Below are 18,610 nucleotides of genomic sequence, written 5' to 3'. Positions count from 1 at the left end.
AACCCCTTGAGTCCACAACAACTAGTTAACTAGTTATATAGTTATATATTTATATAGTTTCCTATTAACATATTTATATAGTTGAATATATATTATATGAAAATATAAATTCTCTTTAAATTTTATTACTTTGATTAACCACATGGCCTTCTAAAAACCAATATTAAAAATTATAGTAAAATAGGACTATATTTTATTAATACAGTCCTATTTACTTACAATGAAATAATTTACTTTATAGCAAATGATTAAAATTTTAAATTATTTGCTATAAACTCTTTTTCTATTCTGCCTACTACATCTTCTATATTTACTTCTTCAATATCTTGATTTTTTCTTAACTTAAATTCAACTATGTCTTCCACTACTTTTTTACCTACTGTCACTCTTATTGGAATTCCAATTAAGTCAGCATCCTTAAACTTAACTCCAACTCTTTCATTTCTATCATCTAAAAGTACATCTACTCCTCTAGTTTTAAGCTCCTCATAGATTTTCTCTGCTCTATTCATTTGTTCTTCATTTTTAACATTAGCAGGCATTACTATTACTTTATATGGTGCAACAGCCATTGGCCAAAGGATTCCATTTTCATCATGATGCTGTTCAATTATAGCTGCTACAGTCCTGTTAATACCAATTCCATAACATCCCATTACTAGAGGTTTCTCTTTACCATTTTCATCTAAATAGTTAGCTCCCATAGATTCTGAATACTTAGTTCCAAGCTTAAATATATGTCCAACTTCTACCCCTCTTCTAATATTTATTGGGCTTCCACACTTAGGACACATATCCCCCTCTGCTACAAGTTTATAATCTCCTACTATGCCGTTAAAATCTCTTTCATAATTTACATTTTCATAGTGATATCCTGTATCATTAGCTCCAACTATAAAATTACTCATTCTAGTAACTTCTTCATCTACAAGTAGTGTATCTACTTGTAATCCAATTGGACCAGCAAATCCTATTTCTGCTGATGTAGCCTTTAAGACAGTTTCTGCATCGGCCATCTCTAATTCCATAATTCCACCTAATGCATTAGAAACCTTAGTTTCATTTAAGCTTCTATCTCCTCTAACCATTACTGCCACAACTTTGCCATCAGCTTTATATATTAGAGTCTTTGCAAACTTCTTGTTACTAGTATTAAAGAAAGTTACTAACTCTTCTATAGTTCTTACATCTGGAGTTGCTATCTTCTTTAATTCCTTTTCTTCTTCTTTCTCTGCATCTTCCAGTTTAGATGTAGCCTTTTCTGTATTCGCAGCATAATTACAACCAGTACAGAAAGCTATTTCATCCTCTCCTATATCAGATTTAACCATAAATTCTGCTGAACCTGATCCTCCCATAGCTCCTGAATCTGCTTCAACAGCGCTAAATTCTAAATCACATCTAGTAAATATCTTATTATATGCTTCATACATCTTCATGTAAGATATATCTAACCCTTCATTATCTTTATCAAAACTATATGCATCTTTCATTATGAATTCTCTTGATCTCATAACTCCAAATCTAGGTCTTCTCTCATCTCTATATTTGGTTTGAATTTGATAAAGATTTAATGGTAATTGTTTATAAGATTTAATTTCATTTCTCGCTAAATCTGTAAATACTTCTTCATGGGTTGGTCCAAGACAAAAATCTCTTCCATTTCGATCTTTAAGCCTAATCATCTCTGATCCCATTACATCCCATCTTCCAGATTCTTGCCATAGATTTGCTGGTATAAGTGCAGAAGCTAAAAATTCTTGAGCACCTGCTCTATCCATTTCTTCTCTAACTATATTTTCTACATTTTTTAACACTCTAACTCCATTTGGCATGAAAGTGTATATTCCTGTAGCTGATTTTCTTATCATTCCAGCTCTTAACATAAGTTGATGGCTTGCTATCTCTGCTTCACCTGGAACTTCTCTTAGTGTACTTATTAACATCTTTGATAACTTCATCTTCCATTCACCTCGTAATTATATTTATTAATAAAAAAATAGAACCCACCCTAATTAGGGCGAATTCTATCGCGGTACCACCTAAAATTTATACTTCATTTTATAACGGCTCATGCCGGTAGTTAAAACTACTGCTCAGAAACAGGTTCAAAACGTGTGAAAATCTTTCAGCCGGTGAATTTTCTCTCTGTGGGTATGTTTCTACTATTCTTCCTCATCACATATTAATATTAAATTTTAATAAATATCATTATATCATACATATTTAAATATTGCCTACATATTTATATTTATTTTTTAAAATATTTTCTCCAATTATCATATCTTCTGGAGTTGTAAGCTTTATATTTAAATAACTACCCTCATAAAGATATACTTTTCTATCAAATTTTTCAACAACCATAGCATCATCAGTAACTTGCTCTTTAGTCTTTCTTAATTTTTCATGGCAGAATAATATAATATCATACTTAAAACACTGAGGGGTTTGAACTATAAAAGTATCCTCTCTATTTAAGGTTTCCTTGGCAAACCCTTCTTTATCCTTAATTTTTATAGTGTCCTTTGATTTAACTCCACAAGTACATGCACCATATTTTTCAGCATTCTTAATGCCATCATTTATTATATTCTCAGTAACAAATGGTCTAGCTCCATCGTGGATTAATACTATGTCACAAGGTTCTATTGCCTTTAATCCATTGTATACAGAGTCTTGTCTTTCCTTCCCACCTTTTACTAAAGCTCTAACTTTTTTAAGGTCATATTTTTCAATTATATTCTTTTTACAGTACTCCATCTCATCTTCTGCACACAGAACTATAATATCATCTATATTTTTATTGTCAGAAAAAGCCTTTATAGTATGATATAATACTGGTTTTTCTGCCAAAGTCAAAAACTGCTTGTTTACATTTGATCCCATTCTTTTCCCTTGTCCTGCAGCCAATATTATCGCTGTATTTTTTCTCATAATTCCTCCAATAAATTAACCTTAAACTAATGATAAATTAGCGCTTAATTTTTCTTAATAAAAAACTATTGTTCCTTTGGTTTTGCAAATATCATTCTTCCTGCTGCTGTTTGAAGTACTGAAGTAACTACTACAAATATATTTTCACCAATATATTTTCTACCTTCTTCAATGACAATCATAGTTCCATCATCTAAATATGCAACCCCTTGACCTGACTCTTTTCCATCTTTAATTACCTGTGTTTTCATAACTTCTCCTGGTAATAAAACAGGTTTTACAGCATTTGCCAACTCATTAATATTTAATACAGGTACTCCCTGAAGTTCTGCAACTTTATTTAAATTATAATCATTAGTAATTACCTTTCCATTCAATACTTGAGCAAGTTTAAGTAATTTAACATCTACTTCCTTAATATCTTCAAAATCACCTTCCCATATTTCTACATCTATACTTAACTCTTTCTGTATTTTATTAAGTATATCTAATCCCCTTCTTCCTTTTGTCCTTTTTAAAGAATCTGAGGAATCTGCAATATGTCTAAGCTCATCTAAAACAAAAGTAGGAATTACTAAAGTACTTTCAATAAAACCACTTTGACATATATCAAATATTCTTCCGTCAATTATTACTGATGTGTCTAACACCTTAGGGCTTAGCTTATCGCCAACATTCTTTATCTTAGAATCCTTATTAGCTCCAGGCTTTTTAAAGCTTGTAAACACATGTATAATTTCATCTTTTTTTCTTACGCATATATCTGCAAATAAAACAGTAATTATTACCGTAACAATTACGGATATTATGGTTATTATTATGGAATCCACTCTAATAAGTGTAGATAATAATACTGATATTATAAGTCCAATTAAAGCTCCTATACCTGCAAATACAATATCTACTATTGGAATCTTTTGAGCAGACCTTTCTAAGTATTCCATAGCTTTAACAATTCCTGAGTTTATAAAAGGTGAAATAAAATAAAATATAAGTCCAATAAAAATAATACATAATACAACAAATATTATTGAAATAAAACCTGTATTGTTTATTCCTAACTTAGGTAAAAGTTCCGTAGAATTTCCCCATGCACCTAAAACATATCCTAATGTTCCTCCTATTAAGGTAAACAAAGCCCTTAATATTTTCTTTAACACCACAGCACCTCCTTAATTTTTTAACCTATATTGTGATTATTTACAAATTTTCTCCATAATATCCTACTAAATTAAATATATATTATCATTAATTACATTTCAATGGATTATTAGAATATTAACTAAAATTTGATTAACTATATATAATATTAACATTTAAAATGTTTGATATTCTCAAATAATAATTAACAAATAATTTTCAAGATAAAGATATTTGTAATACTCACATTTCCCACTTCTTTACATAAAATAAATTGTTAACAGTAAAATTACCCCCTATGAATAATAGTAATATTGATATATTATATAAATAAAGGTATTCCAAGTAAGTAACTTTATTTATAAAGGAGTGAAAGTTATGAAGGATCTAATATTTGATGAATTTCAAAATTCTGTAGATAGTTCTTTATTAAGACATAAAAGTATACTTGACATACTAAGCAAATTGCAGGAATCTGAAAGTAGAGTTAACAGATCCGTAGTAAAAGCTGTTACTAGTTGCGGTTGTGTTAAAATTAAAGCTGAAAAACAGGGTATAAATTATTCATTGAATGATGATAAGGAAAACACCATAGATAAATTAACCTTAGATGATTTAGATATACCTCTTAGTTCCCATATACAAGGAGAGCTATGTGATAATTGCCGTAAAATCATCGAACGAGAAATTGGCAATCACCTATTCTATATAACTTCCTTATGTAATAGTTTAGATATAAACTTATATGATGTACTCTTAACTGAATACAAAAACATAACTACCTTCGATAAAATTAACTTAAGATGACAAATATAGCACAAACTTAATTGCTTTGTGCTATATTTGTTTATCTAATATAAATTGCTCTTTTAATCTTCTTAGACCATTTTTAATGGTTTTAGCTCTTGCTTCTCCTACACCATCAACTAAATCTAAATCATCATAAGATGCTTTCATTACCACTTGAAGCTCTCCGAAATGTTTTATTAAATTTTCTATAATTGCCGATGGTAATCTAGGTATTTTGTTTAATATTCTATATCCTTTTGTAGATATTAAATTATCAACTAAAGGAACTCCACCATATCCTAATACCTTAGCTATCATATCAAGATCCAATAACTCTATAGATGATAATTTTTCTATATTCCTATAAACATCAAGATATTTCTCAGCATCACTACAATAGTCTCTCACAAGAAATACTCCTTCTTGTTCAACGCCCTTGATTAATTCTCCTAATTGCATAGATATAAGTCTACCTTCATTCCCCAACTCACATATGTACGTTTCTATCTCACAAACTATTCTCATAACCATTTCATTTCTCTGTATTGCTGTGACTACATCTAAAAGGGTCGATAAATCTTGTAACTCCAGTAAGTTTAGATTACTTATTACTCTTTCTAAAACTAACTGATATTTTTCTAAGGTTTGAATAGCTTGATTAGCCTTAGCTAATACATCACTACTTTCTCTAAGAACATATTTTATATCATCTTTATATACAGTGATTATATTCCTTCTTTGAGATATTGCTACTACTATATCACCAGTTTCCTTTGCAACTCTTTGAGCTGTTCTATGTCTAGTTCCAGTTTCTTGAGTAGTTATAGATGGATTTGGCATCAGCTGTGTATTAGCGTATAATATCCTCCTTAAGTCACTACTTATAACTATAGCTCCATCCATCTTTGCTAGTTCATATATATATGCTGGAGTATATTCTGATTTTATTGAAAATCCTCCATCTACCATATCTAATATGGCATTACTATCACTTAATACTATTAATCCTCCAGTTTTAGCTCTTAATATATTATCTAATCCTTCCCTCAGTAGGGTTCCCGGGGACATAATTTTTAGTATTTCCATAAGTTCTTTTTGCTCTTGTTCCCTCATTATTTTCCTCCATTATTAATTTAACAATTTACTGTCCTCTTATATATTATTAAAAAATCTTTGACACCGCTTCTCTAACTGTATCCACTCCAATTAAATTTATTCCCTTATTAGTTATTTTTGCTTTATTTTTATTTGGTAGTATTATATTAGTAAAACCCATCTTTATTGCTTCATTTATAATTTTCTCTGCATGCGCTATAGGCCTAACTTCTCCAGTTAACCCTACTTCTCCTATAATTAATAAATTTTCTATTTTAATTTCCTTTGCTTTGACACTAGAAATTAACGCTAAAACTATTCCTAAATCTCCATATGTACCGTCAATGTTAAGTCCACCTACCACGTTAACATACACATCACTGTTATAAAAAGGAACTCTTAATTTTTTTTCTAATACCGCTAATATCAAACTTAATCTCTGGTTATCAACACCTACTGCAGTTCTACGTGGCATCGGAGCTTTAGTTTCACTTGCTAAAGCTTGAATTTCTACTAAAATAGGTCTAGTTCCTTCAACTATCCCAATGACTACTGATCCTTCCTGTTGCATAGATTTTTCTTGCAAAAATACTGAAGATGCATCATTTACTTCCTCAAGACCACTTTCTCTCATTTCAAACACACCAATTTCACTAGTAGTTCCAAAACGATTTTTTATGGTTCTTAATATTCTAAACTCTTGTGTTCGCTCTCCCTCAAAATATAGAACTGTATCCACCATATGTTCAAGAACTCTTGGTCCAGCCAATTCTCCTTGTTTAGTTACATGGGCAACAATAAATAATGGAATATTCTTTGTCTTTCCTATTCTCATTAAATCATTAGTACATTCTCTTACCTGAGATACACTCCCTGGAGCAGACGAAATAGTTGGTTTATATAATGTTTGAATAGAATCTATTATTATAAACCTTGGCTCCATTTCAGTTATATGCTCTTCTATAATATCTATGTTGGTTTCTGATACCACATAAAGCTCTTTTCCTGTAGCTTTCAGACGTTCTGCTCTCATTTTTATTTGCTCTTCTGATTCTTCTCCAGATACATACAGAACCTTTCCATACTTTAGTGAAATGTTACTGGCACTCTGTAGCAATATAGTAGACTTACCAATACCAGGATCTCCAGATATTAAAGTTAATGATCCCTTTACAAGTCCACCACCTACAACCCTATTTAATTCCCCAATTCCTGTATCTAACCTTTCATATTCACTGGATTTTACATCCGTAATATTCTTTGGCTTATTTCCAGAAGACATAGTAACTGACCTTTTAAAATTAGTTACTGCTTCACTTTTGACTTCTTCTCCCATAGTGTTCCAGCTATTACATCCAGGACATTTTCCATACCACTTTGGAGCTTCATAGCCACACTCATTACATATATATACTTTTTTAATCTTTGCCATAATCTGCTCCTTAAATTTTTTATATTAATTTATTATTTCTTAACCGTTAATTAAAATACTTATTATACTATGAGTTTAACCATTATTTTATATAGTAAATTATATTGTTCTTAACTATAAAAAAACCACTTATATAAAGTGGTTAAAAATATATGGTATTATACCTATCATAATTATATACCTATTTTTGTTTAAACACAATGAAGTAATTAGCTACACTTAATAAACTTCAACGCATCTTTTTCAACTGTTATTTGTATGATATCACTCTTTTTGAAATTTCCTTTAAGAATCTCATCAGATAGTCTATCCTCAATCATATCAGTTATAATTCTTCTTAAGGGTCTAGCTCCGTACTCTTTATCTCTTTTTTGTTTACTTATGAATGTTTTAGCTTCATCTGTAAACCTTAATATAATATCATTTTGCTTAGCTCTTTCACATAGATTATTTGTGATTATATCAACAATTTTAATTATGTGTTCATCTTTAAGTTTATGAAATACTACTATATCGTCAATTCTATTTAAAAGTTCTGGCTTAAAGATATTCTTTATTTCGCCAAGTATAATTTCTTTCATATTTTTATATTCATTATCACAATTTTTATCATCAGATAATCTTTCAAATCCTATAGAACGGTGTTTTTTTATAGTAGATGCGCCTGCATTAGAAGTCATTATAATTATAGTATTCCTAAAATCTACAACCCTTCCCTTAGAATCCGTAAGTCTTCCATCTTCTAGTACCTGAAGTAAAATATTAAATATATCTTCATGTGCCTTTTCTATTTCATCAAATAGTATTACAGAATATGGACTTCTCCTAACTTTCTCTGTTAATTGACCTCCTTCATTAAACCCTATATAACCTGGTGGTGAACCAATTAGCTTTGATACAGAGTGTTTCTCCATATATTCCGTCATATCTATTCTAATTATTGAATTTTCATCATCAAACATAGTTTCTGCAAGCGCTTTAGATAATTCAGTTTTTCCTACCCCTGTTGGTCCTAGAAATATAAAGCTCCCTATAGGTCTCTTGCAATCTCTTAGTCCTACCCTTGATCTCCTTATGGCCTTTGCAATAGCTTCAATAGCTTCATCCTGACCTATAACTCTTTTATGAAGAATATTCTCTAAATTTAATAATCTATCAGTTTCTTTAGATGTAAGTTTCTCTAAAGGTATTTTAGTCCATGTTGATAAAACTTTTGCAATCTCTGCCTCATCTACCGTTATCTTGATTTCTTCATTACTTTCTACTAACGTTCTTTTTCTAGAGTTTAATTGTTGTCTTAATTCATATTCCTCATCTCTAATGGATGCTGCCTTTTCAAAATCTTGAATATCTATTGCTTGTGATTTTTCTTCAATTTTTTTCTTAAGCTTCTGCTCCAAAATTCCAACTTCATTTCTTTGTAAATTTTCTATTCTACTTTTAGCCCCTGCTTCATCTAAAAGATCTATTGCTTTATCTGGCAGGTATCTATTTGATATATATCTATCTGATAAATTTACTGCTGCACTTATAGCTTCATCTGTAATTCTAATTGAATGATGTTCTTCATACTTATTCTTTAACCCTTTAAGTATTTGGATAGCATCTTCCTTAGAAGGTTCTTCAATTATAATTGGTTGAAATCTTCTTTCTAAAGCAGAATCCTTTTCAATATACTTTCTATATTCATCTACGGTTGTCGCTCCTATGCATTGAAGCTCACCTCTTGCAAGGGCAGGTTTTAAAATGTTAGAAGCATCTATTGCACCTTCCGCACCACCAGCTCCTACTATAGTATGAATTTCATCAATGAATAAAATAATATCCTCACTCTTACAAACTTCATCCATTAAAGATTTTAACCTATCTTCAAATTCTCCTCTATACTTTGCTCCTGCAACCATAGAAGCCATGTCTATACTGATTACTCTCTTATTTAATAACATTTCTGGTACATCATCACTTTGAATTTTTTGTGCTAATCCCTCAACTATGGCTGTCTTGCCCACTCCAGGGTCCCCAATTAAACATGGATTATTTTTTAGCCTCCTGCATAATATTTCTAAAACTCTTTCTGTATCCCTTTCTCTTCCTATAACTGGATCAAGCTTATTTTCACTAGCATATCTAGTTAAATCCTTGCCATACTTATCAATCATTGGAGTTTTATTTCTTTTAGACTTGTATGGCTCCTCTATTTTCATTTCAGTTCTACTGTCATGAAAGTCGGAATTACTGCTTAATGATATTTCACATTGTTTTTTATTATAGGATAACATTCCTAGCAACTCATTGAAGTTTGTTCCTAAGTTATCTAATATTGTATAGGCTACGCCCTCTTCTTCTTTAAGTATAGCTAATAATATATGCTCCGGAGATACAAATTTATCATTTAGATTTCTGGCTTCTACTAAACTAACTTCCATAAGCTTTTTAGTTCTAGGCGTAAAATATATCTCTTCTGGATATATCTCATCCTCACCATAGCCAACTAATTTTTCTATTTTATCTTTAATCTTTATTTCATCAACACACATATTTTCTAGAGCCTTAGCTGCTATGCCGCCCTCTTCCACAATACCTAATAGTACATGTTCAGTGCCTACATATCCATGTCTAAATCTTTTTGCTTCTCCGTGAGCATACATCAATGCTTGTCTTGCTCTATCATTATATTTATTAAACATTACACTAACCCCTTTATCTATATAGCAAAATGCTAATACTATAATATTTAGTCTATCCAATTCCAGCAATGACAAACCATAATTTGTAATTATTTTTAAAATATATTTTTTAAAAATGTATATAAATAAAGTACCTTCCCTATTGGAAAAGCACTTTATTTATATATTTTCTATCTTTGTATAAAGTAGATATAGCATTGTCATAATCATAATACTCTATTTTAATGCATTTTTCTTCATAACATCTTATTTTAACATTTAGATTTTCATTTAAAATTACATCAATAAGAGCACCATCTTTATCATAGCTAAACTCCTTTAAATCATTTAATAGTTTGTCTATATTTTCTTTGTTTCTAATCATCTTTTCCTCCAGTATTATAAATAATTTTAATTTCATATAATAGATTATTTTAAGCAAAAATCATATTATCATATGATTTTTACTTAAATAAATAACATAATATGATTGGATTATTAAAGATATATCATTAATAATTTTAGAACTCTAATTCCGAATCATTAAAATATCCATTAAACTGTGAGTTATACAACCTAGCATAAATTTCACCACTATTAATCAATTCTTTGTGAGCACCTTTTTCAACTATTCCCTTATTTGTTAATACTACAATCTCATCTGCATTTTTAACAGTTGATAGTCTATGAGCAACTATAATAGATGTTCTTCCCTTAGATAACTTTTCTAAAGATTTTTGAATTATAAGCTCTGAAGTATTATCAAGAGCTGATGTAGCCTCATCTAATATTAATATAGGCGGATTCTTTAAAAATACTCTAGCAATAGATATTCTTTGCTTTTGACCCCCAGATAATTTTACTCCTCTTTCCCCTACATAAGTTTCATATCCTTCTGGTAGTGACATGATAAAATCGTGAATATTAGCATTTTTAGCTGCTTCAATAACCTCATCATCGTCAGCTTCAGGATTTCCATAGAGAATATTATCTTTTATAGTTCCTGTAAATAGAAATACATCTTGCTGTACTATTCCTATATTTTTTCTCAAGGACTTTAATGTTATGTCCTTAATATCTTCTCCATCAATGGTAATTTTTCCTTTATTTAGCTCGTAAAATCTTGGAATTAAATGACAAATAGTTGTTTTACCACCACCAGATGGTCCAACTAATGCTAAAGTCTTACCTTTTTCTATTTTTAAATTTATATTAGATAATATTTCTTCACTACCTTCATATTTAAAGGTAGCATTTTTAAACTCAATTTCACCTTGTACATCTTTAAATTCTCTTGCATTATCACTATCTACTATGTCTGGTTTAGTATCCATTAACTCTACAAAACGCTTAAATCCTGACATACCTGATTGATATTGTTCCACAAATGATGTTAATCTTCTTATTGGTTGCATAAAATATGCTACATATAGAAAATAAGTAGATAGATCAATTACGCCTAATTCCCCTTTATATACGAAGTAACCTCCAAACCCTAAAACAACTACATTTAGCATGTCTACAAAAAATCTCATTCCAGACATGAACTCTGCCATATATTTATAAGCAGAAGATCTACTAGTTCTAAATTGAGTATTTCCTTCATCAAACTTTTCCATTTCATATTCTTCATTAGTAAAAGATTTAGCAACTCTTATTCCTGATATACTATTTTCTAGCTTAGTATTAACTACAGCTATCTTCTTTCTAACATCATAAAATGCCTTGGACATTTTCATTCTCTTAGTCATAGTAAATATTATAATTATAGGTATACAAGCAAATATTATTAATGTTAATTTTATATTTATAGCACATAGTAACCCAAAGGATCCTATAAGCATTATTATTGAAATAAATACATCTTCTGGTCCATGATGTGCCAGCTCAGAAATATCCATTAGATCATTAACAATACGTGACATAATATTTCCAGTCTTATTATCATCAAAATAGCTAAATGGTAATGTCTGTAGATGGGCAAAAACTTCTTTTCTCATATCATATTGAAGCCTTACACCCATTACATGACCCCAATAATCTATTATATAATTTGCTATAAGCTTAACTACATACAATAATACTAAGACAATTGTAAATATTAATATTGTTCTTAGATTCTTATTAGGAATTGCATCCTTTAATAGGTAATTTGTAAACATAGGAAATACTAAATCCATGGCTGCTACTAAAAATGCACATATCATATCAATTATAAATAGAGTTTTGTGTGGTTTGTAATAAGATATAAATCTCTTTAACATTAAAATTCCTCCATATCTCCTAGTAAAATTAAAAAAATTGTTCTGTAAACAAGTTTTAAGCCCCAGCAGAAAAACTCCTTCTACTGAAGCTTAAATTCTCTATGAGCTTATTAAAATACTCTTTAATTAATATACATAAATCTTCAACAAAAAAACTTTCAGTGCTAAGAAATTAATTATTATTTTTACTCATAAACATTTCTATATCTTCTATACTTTTAATTATATGAGCAGAAAGATTTACATAACCATCCTCTGTAACTAGAATATCATCTTCAATTCTAACGCCTATACCTTCTTCTTCTATATAAAGTCCCGGCTCGTCTGTAATAATCATACCTGGTTTAAGCTCTATATTTCTCGGTCCTACATCATGGGTATCTAATCCTAATGGATGTGCTACACCATGATAGTAGTATTTGTTTAACTCTGAGTCTTCCTTTATAAGGCCAATTCTCTTACATCCCTGAGCAAGAACTCTTTTAGTTATGTCTTGTAATTCACCAGTAGTAACTCCTGGTTTTACTGCTTTCATAACAGTTTCATTAGCTTCTAATACAATATTATATATTTCTTTTTGTCTTTCTGAAAACTTCCCATTGATAGGAAAAGTTCTGCTTATATCCCCATTGTAATATTTATATTGTGCTCCTAAGTCTAAAAGCATAAGCTCTCCATCTTCAGTCTTAGTATTATTATCTACATAATGAAGTATAGTTGCATTCTTTCCAGTGGCTGCAATAGTTGGAAATGCAAAATCCTTAACTCCATTTTTCTTTAAAATATAATTAAAATATGCTTCAATTTCATACTCTTTCATGCCTGGTTTAGCATTACTCCATATTTCTTTTATCCCATCATAAGTTATATCTATAGCTTTTTTAATTAATTCAATTTCTTCTTCTCTTTTTATAGTTCTAAGTAAAGCTATATCATGATATATATTTTTAACTCTTACATATGGATATCTTTTCATAATATCTACCGCAAAATTTTGAGATGATGTTTGTGGAATATTAAATTCTTGTCTTTCTAAATCTAAATACACATTATCAATACTAAATCTATCAAAATAACTTGCAATGGTACTTTCAAAATCTTTTAAAAACTTAATATCCTCTATACCTGAAACTTCTTTTGCTCTATCTTCACTTATTGTTTCGCCAACCCATTTAGCCATAACAGGATCATTCTCTTGTATAAATAACATTTCTGACACTTTGCCATTAATATTTATCATCACCATAATTACTTTTTCTTCATCAATACCGGTTAAATAATAAAAATTTCTGTTTGGTGTAAATGGATAAGTCTCATCTGCGGACTTATAAGGAGCTTGTCCAGCAAAAAAGATAGCTATAGAATTTTGAGAAAGCACATCCCCTAACTTTTGTCTGTTAGTAACAAAAAAAATCTTATTCATAATTAATCCCCTTTTCATCAATATTTTCTATAAACCCCAATAATTATTATATACCATTTATTAGAATATATCTAATAAATACTAAAACTAATAAGTGAACTGGATAAAACCCATAAAATAGAAATTGTACTTTTTTACCTTCACTCCCATTGTAATGATAAATAAAAAATAAACTATTAATGCAAGTTGCTTGAAGAAAAACTCTAAAGTTTACTCCAAATGGTTCCATAAAATATTTTAAATATGGTATAGTATATAAAAAATTCAATCCTATCATAGAAAGGGTTAATTTTTTAAAATTCTCTTTAAACATCTTAAAGCATAATATGATACAAACTCCATATATTGCATAATCAGATTGAAATTTCTCTAAGATATATAGTATTCCTAATATAATGACAAATTTAATTATATATATAGAAATATCAAATACTTCTTTGGATATCTTAATATCATGCTTTAACTTGTAATAATGAACTTTTTTGTCTAGTATTATCATAATAAATATTCCTGAAAGAAGTGTAAAAAATACATTTAGTCCTTTAGTCTCAAATGCTAGCATGTAAGGTATTTGTGATATGATAGCTAAAATAAATAGCCTAAACATATATCTTTTTATATTCTTAGTCCTACTATATCCCTCCGTTATTAAAAATGCATATATAGGAAATGCCACTCTTCCAATGATTCTAAAAAACATTATTTCTGGGAAAAATATGGCTCCTGTATGATCAATTAGCATAGTTACACAGGCCAATAGTTTAAGTGAGAAACTATCCATAACTTAACAATCCCCCAATGATTATCTTCCTATTCATTATATTCTTTCACTTGATATTCATGGTGTGATATATCTGCACACTGCACTATCTTATGTATTTTATCATCAAACTCTATAGTTGTAAGGCTTGTCTGCTTTATGTATGGCTCCATCCAAAAATTACTTATATCGATATTTTCTAAACTACAAAGTAATGCTTTTATAGGCATAGTATGTGTAACTATAAGAATACTTTTTCCTGTATTTTCTTCTATAATTTTCATAATTGCTTTATCAATTCTTTCAATGAGCTCTTCAATGGTCTCTCCATCGCCTACAGGTTTATATATTTCTGGTTTATTCCAATAATTATAATATTGCTCTGGATACATTTTCTTTATTTCATCTTGGTTCAATCCTTGGAATTTACCTAACTTCAATTCTCTTAGTCCATCATGACTTATAAGTTCAACACTCTTATTTTCATTAATTATTTCTGCTGTCTTATAGGCTCTACCACTAGAACTTGAGTATATCTTGTCTAAATTAATTCCTTTTAATCTCTCTCCAAGCCATTCTGCTTGTTTTACTCCTAGCTCTGTTAAAGGAGAGTCATTCCAACCTTGCATCCTCCCTTCTACATTCCATTGAGTTTGTCCATGACGAGTTAAATATACAGTTGTTGTCACTTCTTCTCCTCCTACACTAAATTAAAACTTATTAATATACCAATTTTAATATAACTTCTCTAAATATGCAAATATACCCCATTTAAATTGTATGCTTATACATTTAATTCATATCTAAGAATATTAAGATTTTTATATAAGTAAAAAAATATGCAAATAGTAATTCCTCTTAAAACTTACATACTTGCATACTATCTAAAACCTACTAATTATACTAGCGCATTAATCCTTATAAATATCAAATTTCTCTAATTGTATTCTATTAGGTAACACTTTTGTATCATGAAACAACTCATCTAGTAGCATAAGATTATCGTTTTGCTCAACAATTTTATGAGTTCCAATTCCAAATTCATCTTTTAATAATTTTTCATCTTCGTTTTGTGGCATGAATATAGTACTTACCATCATTTCTTCCTCCTCTCTCAACTATATCAAATTTATCGCTTTCCAAAATGTTACATAATACTTTTGCATCTTCTACTTTGGCTTCGCTCATCTCAATTTGGAAGTTATCTAACGGTCCAATTATTCCCATATAGTCATGAATAGAACTATAATCGCTTAATCTAATCTGTCCATATATATTCATTTTATAGTCTGACATAAACAACCCCCTATTATATAATTATTTATAGTTTGTTAAAGTTCACATATTTTTATACATTATTATTTAAGTCATATATTCTTTGAAGTATTAAATATCCAAAAGTAATTAATTATATATTAACCCACTGCACAAAAAATAAACCCAGTGATAAAATTTCTATTATCACTAGGTTTATCTATTTATATAAAATTAGAATATCTACACAAAATCTATACTATTTTTATGCTTCCTTTTTATTTTCAGATACAATTTTATCTACTAAGTCGCCTGGAACTTCTTCATATCTTTCAAATCTACTTCTAAAGCTTCCTCTAGCCCCTGTTATACTTCTTAAATCAGTAGCATAGTTATACAATTCAGCTTGAGGTACTTCACTTATTATTCTTTGCCCCTTTAATCCCGGCTCCATTCCTAGTATTCTTCCACGTTTTTTATTTATATCAGCTATAACATCTCCCATATAATCATCTGGAATATCTATCTCTAGGTACATTATCGGTTCTAAAAGAATTGGATTTGCCTCTTGAAGACCTTTCTTATAAGCTAAAGAAGATGCTATTTTGAATGCCATTTCTGAGGAATCTACTGGATGGAATGAACCATCATGCAATGTTGCCTTTAATCTTATAACTGGATATCCTGCAAGTACTCCATGAAGTATACAATCTCTAAGCCCCTTTTCTACAGCTGGTATATATTGTCTAGGAACAGCACCTCCTACTACTGCATCAACAAATTCTAATTCCTCTTCCCCATCATTTCTAGGTTCAAATTTAACCTTTACATCTCCATATTGTCCATGTCCACCTGACTGTTTCTTATGTTTTCCCTGTACATCTGCAATTTTTTTGATTGTTTCTCTATATGGTGTTTTAGGAATTCTAAGGTTTACATCTGCCCCAAATTTATTTTTCAATTTACTTACTAAAACTTCTAGATGTGTTGTACCGATACCTGAAATTACCACCTCAGCATTTTCTATATCTCTTGATATTGAGAATGTAGGATCTTCTTCCAATAACTTTGAAAGTCCACTTGATATTTTATCTTCATCTCCCTTTGTATTAGGTATTACAGCTCTAGAATATACTGGTAATGGAAATTTCATTCTATTAAATACAATAGGTCTGTTTGAAGCACATATGGTATCTCCAGTACTAGTAAATTGTAATTTTGAAACTGCTCCAATATCTCCAGCTTTTATTTCTGTAGTAGGATATTGTTTTTTCCCTTTCATAAAATATAGTGATCCAAGTTTTTCGTCTTTTTCTTTAGATGAATTGAATACAACAGTATCTGATTTTGCAGATCCTGTTATAACTCTAAACATAGATAATTTACCAATGAATGGATCAACTATTGTTTTAAATACCAATGCAGAAAATGGTTCTTTTTCATTGATTTTTATATTTATAAATGCATTGTTTTTAATATCTTTAGCCATATATAAATTAGTCTCTATTGGAGATGGGAAACATTCTACTATATCTTCTAATAATGTTTCAGTTCCTATACTTGCTATAGCTGAACCACACATTATAGGGCATATATCACCTGTAGATGACCCTTTGATTAACCCATGATATATATCTTCTTCACTTAATTCCCCATCATTAAAATATTTATCTAACAAAACTTCATCAGTTTCTGCTACCGCTTCCATGAGCATTTGTTTACACTCTTCCACTTTATCTCTTAACTCCTCTGGGATTTCTCCTTCTTCCATAGTATGAGTCTTAGGATTAAATATTCTAGCTCTATTAGATATAATATTTACTATACCCCTAAGTTCTGTTTCTTTTCCTATTGGGTATTGTATAGGCACAACAGACATACCAAACTTGTTTTTTAATTGCTCTAAAACTTTTTCAAAGCTACTATTCTCACGGTCTAATTTGTTCACAAATATAGCTCTCGGTAATTTACGCTCAACTGCATAATTCCATGCCTTCTCTGTTCCTACCTCAATTCCTGCAACTCCACACACAGTTATCATTGCCATATCGATAGCACTTAGTCCTTCAATTATTTCTCCTTCAAAATCAAAATAACCTGGCATATCTACTAAGTTAATTTTAACATCTTTCCATTCACAATGAGCAACAGCTGTAGAAATAGATATTCCTCGCTTTTTTTCTTCTACATCATAGTCACTTACAGTAGTTCCATCCTCAATTTTTCCAATCCTATCAATCTCTTTAGTGTAATATAGTAAACTTTCCATCAAACTTGTTTTGCCCGAACCACTATGACCAATTATTCCCACATTTCTTAAATTATTAATTTTATACTCTTTCATAAGGCGTACCCCCTAAATTAAATTTGGATGTATTAAGTTTATAAAATTGTATTAAATATATATTTTATTCTATGCATTATCAAAATTTCCTTCAAATGTTAGAATATTTATAATATTTAATCAATTATAAATAAAATAAAACCATAATATAGCTTTATATCTATTTATATTTCTTAAATTAACTAATATTCTTTCCTTATAAAAATATCTTATAACAACACTGTTTGTACTTTTTTGAAGTGATAGCATTTTATTTTTAAAACAAAAAAAAGTAGATAATTAACAAAATCATCTACATAAAATTTATAATTATAAGAAATGGCTCCGCGAAGAGGATTCGAACCTCCAACCTATCGGTTAACAGCCGAGTGCTCCACCGTTGAGCTATCGCGGAACATTGACCTGGCAACAACCTACCCTCCCACACAGCTTCCCGTGCAGTACTATCGGCCTCTTGATGCTTAACCTTCGTGTTCGGTATGGGAACGGGTGTATCCATCAAAAGCATA

At 29.7% G+C, this 18,610-nt stretch carries 15 protein-coding genes, 1 tRNA gene and 1 rRNA gene; 1 reads left to right on the top strand and 16 read right to left on the bottom strand.

Annotated elements, in window-relative coordinates; all coding sequences use genetic code 11:
• Nucleotides 1-248: 248 nt before the first annotated feature.
• The 3 genes from ACTNBA_RS03905 to ACTNBA_RS03895 all read right to left on the bottom strand — a co-directional run bounded on the left by ACTNBA_RS03905 (nt 249) and on the right by ACTNBA_RS03895 (nt 4,094).
• Nucleotides 249-1,961: a proline--tRNA ligase gene (locus ACTNBA_RS03905; RefSeq protein WP_441072730.1), complete on the bottom strand. Its 1,713-nt coding sequence runs from the start codon at nt 1,959-1,961 to the stop codon at nt 249-251.
• Between the two features lie 265 nt (nt 1,962-2,226).
• A complete protein-coding gene (ispD, locus tag ACTNBA_RS03900; RefSeq protein ID WP_441072728.1) occupies nt 2,227-2,934 on the bottom strand; it encodes a 2-C-methyl-D-erythritol 4-phosphate cytidylyltransferase in 708 nt (235 codons plus the stop codon).
• A gap of 65 nt (nt 2,935-2,999) precedes the next feature.
• On the bottom strand, nt 3,000-4,094 hold the full coding sequence (locus ACTNBA_RS03895) for a PIN domain-containing protein (protein WP_150843588.1): 1,095 nt from the start codon (nt 4,092-4,094) through the stop codon (nt 3,000-3,002).
• Nucleotides 4,095-4,452: 358 nt separating this feature from the next.
• Here ACTNBA_RS03895 and ACTNBA_RS03890 point away from each other — a divergent pair, with 358 nt between their 5' ends.
• Nucleotides 4,453-4,881 (top strand): nucleoside triphosphate pyrophosphohydrolase family protein, encoded by a 429-nt coding sequence (locus ACTNBA_RS03890; protein WP_150843587.1) that lies wholly within the window; start codon nt 4,453-4,455, stop codon nt 4,879-4,881.
• Nucleotides 4,882-4,911: 30 nt separating this feature from the next.
• Here the strand turns inward: ACTNBA_RS03890 and disA are convergent, their stop codons facing one another.
• The 13 genes from disA to rrf form a co-directional block, all read right to left on the bottom strand.
• On the bottom strand, nt 4,912-5,976 hold the full coding sequence (gene disA, locus ACTNBA_RS03885) for a DNA integrity scanning diadenylate cyclase DisA (protein ID WP_441072726.1): 1,065 nt from the start codon (nt 5,974-5,976) through the stop codon (nt 4,912-4,914).
• 49 nt (nt 5,977-6,025) lie between these two features.
• Nucleotides 6,026-7,390 carry a DNA repair protein RadA gene (gene radA / locus ACTNBA_RS03880; protein ID WP_441072724.1) on the bottom strand — a complete coding sequence of 455 codons (1,365 nt, stop codon included), beginning with the start codon at nt 7,388-7,390 and terminating at the stop codon, nt 6,026-6,028.
• A 209-nt stretch (nt 7,391-7,599) separates the two neighbouring features.
• Nucleotides 7,600-10,077, bottom strand: coding sequence for an ATP-dependent Clp protease ATP-binding subunit (locus ACTNBA_RS03875; protein ID WP_441072722.1), 2,478 nt, complete (start codon nt 10,075-10,077; stop codon nt 7,600-7,602).
• A 139-nt stretch (nt 10,078-10,216) separates the two neighbouring features.
• Nucleotides 10,217-10,441, bottom strand: coding sequence for a hypothetical protein (locus ACTNBA_RS03870; RefSeq protein ID WP_035135188.1), 225 nt, complete (start codon nt 10,439-10,441; stop codon nt 10,217-10,219).
• Nucleotides 10,442-10,577: 136 nt separating this feature from the next.
• Nucleotides 10,578-12,320 carry an ABC transporter ATP-binding protein gene (locus ACTNBA_RS03865; protein ID WP_441072720.1) on the bottom strand — a complete coding sequence of 581 codons (1,743 nt, stop codon included), beginning with the start codon at nt 12,318-12,320 and terminating at the stop codon, nt 10,578-10,580.
• A gap of 172 nt (nt 12,321-12,492) precedes the next feature.
• Nucleotides 12,493-13,743, bottom strand: a complete 1,251-nt coding sequence (locus tag ACTNBA_RS03860; RefSeq protein ID WP_441072718.1) for an aminopeptidase P family protein — start codon at nt 13,741-13,743, stop codon at nt 12,493-12,495.
• 46 nt (nt 13,744-13,789) lie between these two features.
• On the bottom strand, nt 13,790-14,524 hold the full coding sequence (locus ACTNBA_RS03855; RefSeq protein WP_441072716.1) for a TraX family protein: 735 nt from the start codon (nt 14,522-14,524) through the stop codon (nt 13,790-13,792).
• Between the two features lie 29 nt (nt 14,525-14,553).
• Entirely contained in the window at nt 14,554-15,192 is a 639-nt protein-coding gene (locus tag ACTNBA_RS03850) for a histidine phosphatase family protein (RefSeq protein WP_441072714.1), read from the bottom strand.
• 222 nt (nt 15,193-15,414) lie between these two features.
• On the bottom strand, nt 15,415-15,603 hold the full coding sequence (locus tag ACTNBA_RS03845; RefSeq protein ID WP_156964386.1) for a hypothetical protein: 189 nt from the start codon (nt 15,601-15,603) through the stop codon (nt 15,415-15,417).
• A complete protein-coding gene (locus tag ACTNBA_RS03840) occupies nt 15,563-15,799 on the bottom strand; it encodes a hypothetical protein (RefSeq protein ID WP_035135200.1) in 237 nt (78 codons plus the stop codon). Before ACTNBA_RS03840 ends, ACTNBA_RS03845 begins: the two co-directional genes overlap by 41 nt.
• 223 nt (nt 15,800-16,022) lie before the next feature.
• Nucleotides 16,023-18,101 carry an elongation factor G gene (gene fusA / locus ACTNBA_RS03835; protein WP_441072712.1) on the bottom strand — a complete coding sequence of 693 codons (2,079 nt, stop codon included), beginning with the start codon at nt 18,099-18,101 and terminating at the stop codon, nt 16,023-16,025.
• A gap of 319 nt (nt 18,102-18,420) precedes the next feature.
• Nucleotides 18,421-18,495 (bottom strand) — tRNA-Asn (locus ACTNBA_RS03830).
• Nucleotides 18,496-18,501: 6 nt separating this feature from the next.
• Nucleotides 18,502-18,610 (bottom strand): 5S ribosomal RNA (gene rrf, locus ACTNBA_RS03825); the annotation flags it as partial.

Origin of the sequence: Clostridium sulfidigenes (assembly GCF_052067195.1) — a bacterium.
In the GTDB taxonomy this organism is placed as follows: Bacteria; Bacillota; Clostridia; order Clostridiales; family Clostridiaceae; genus Clostridium_J; species Clostridium_J sulfidigenes.
The sequence above is the reverse complement of the archived record's forward strand: the minus strand, read 5'-3'. Positions and strand labels throughout refer to the sequence as shown.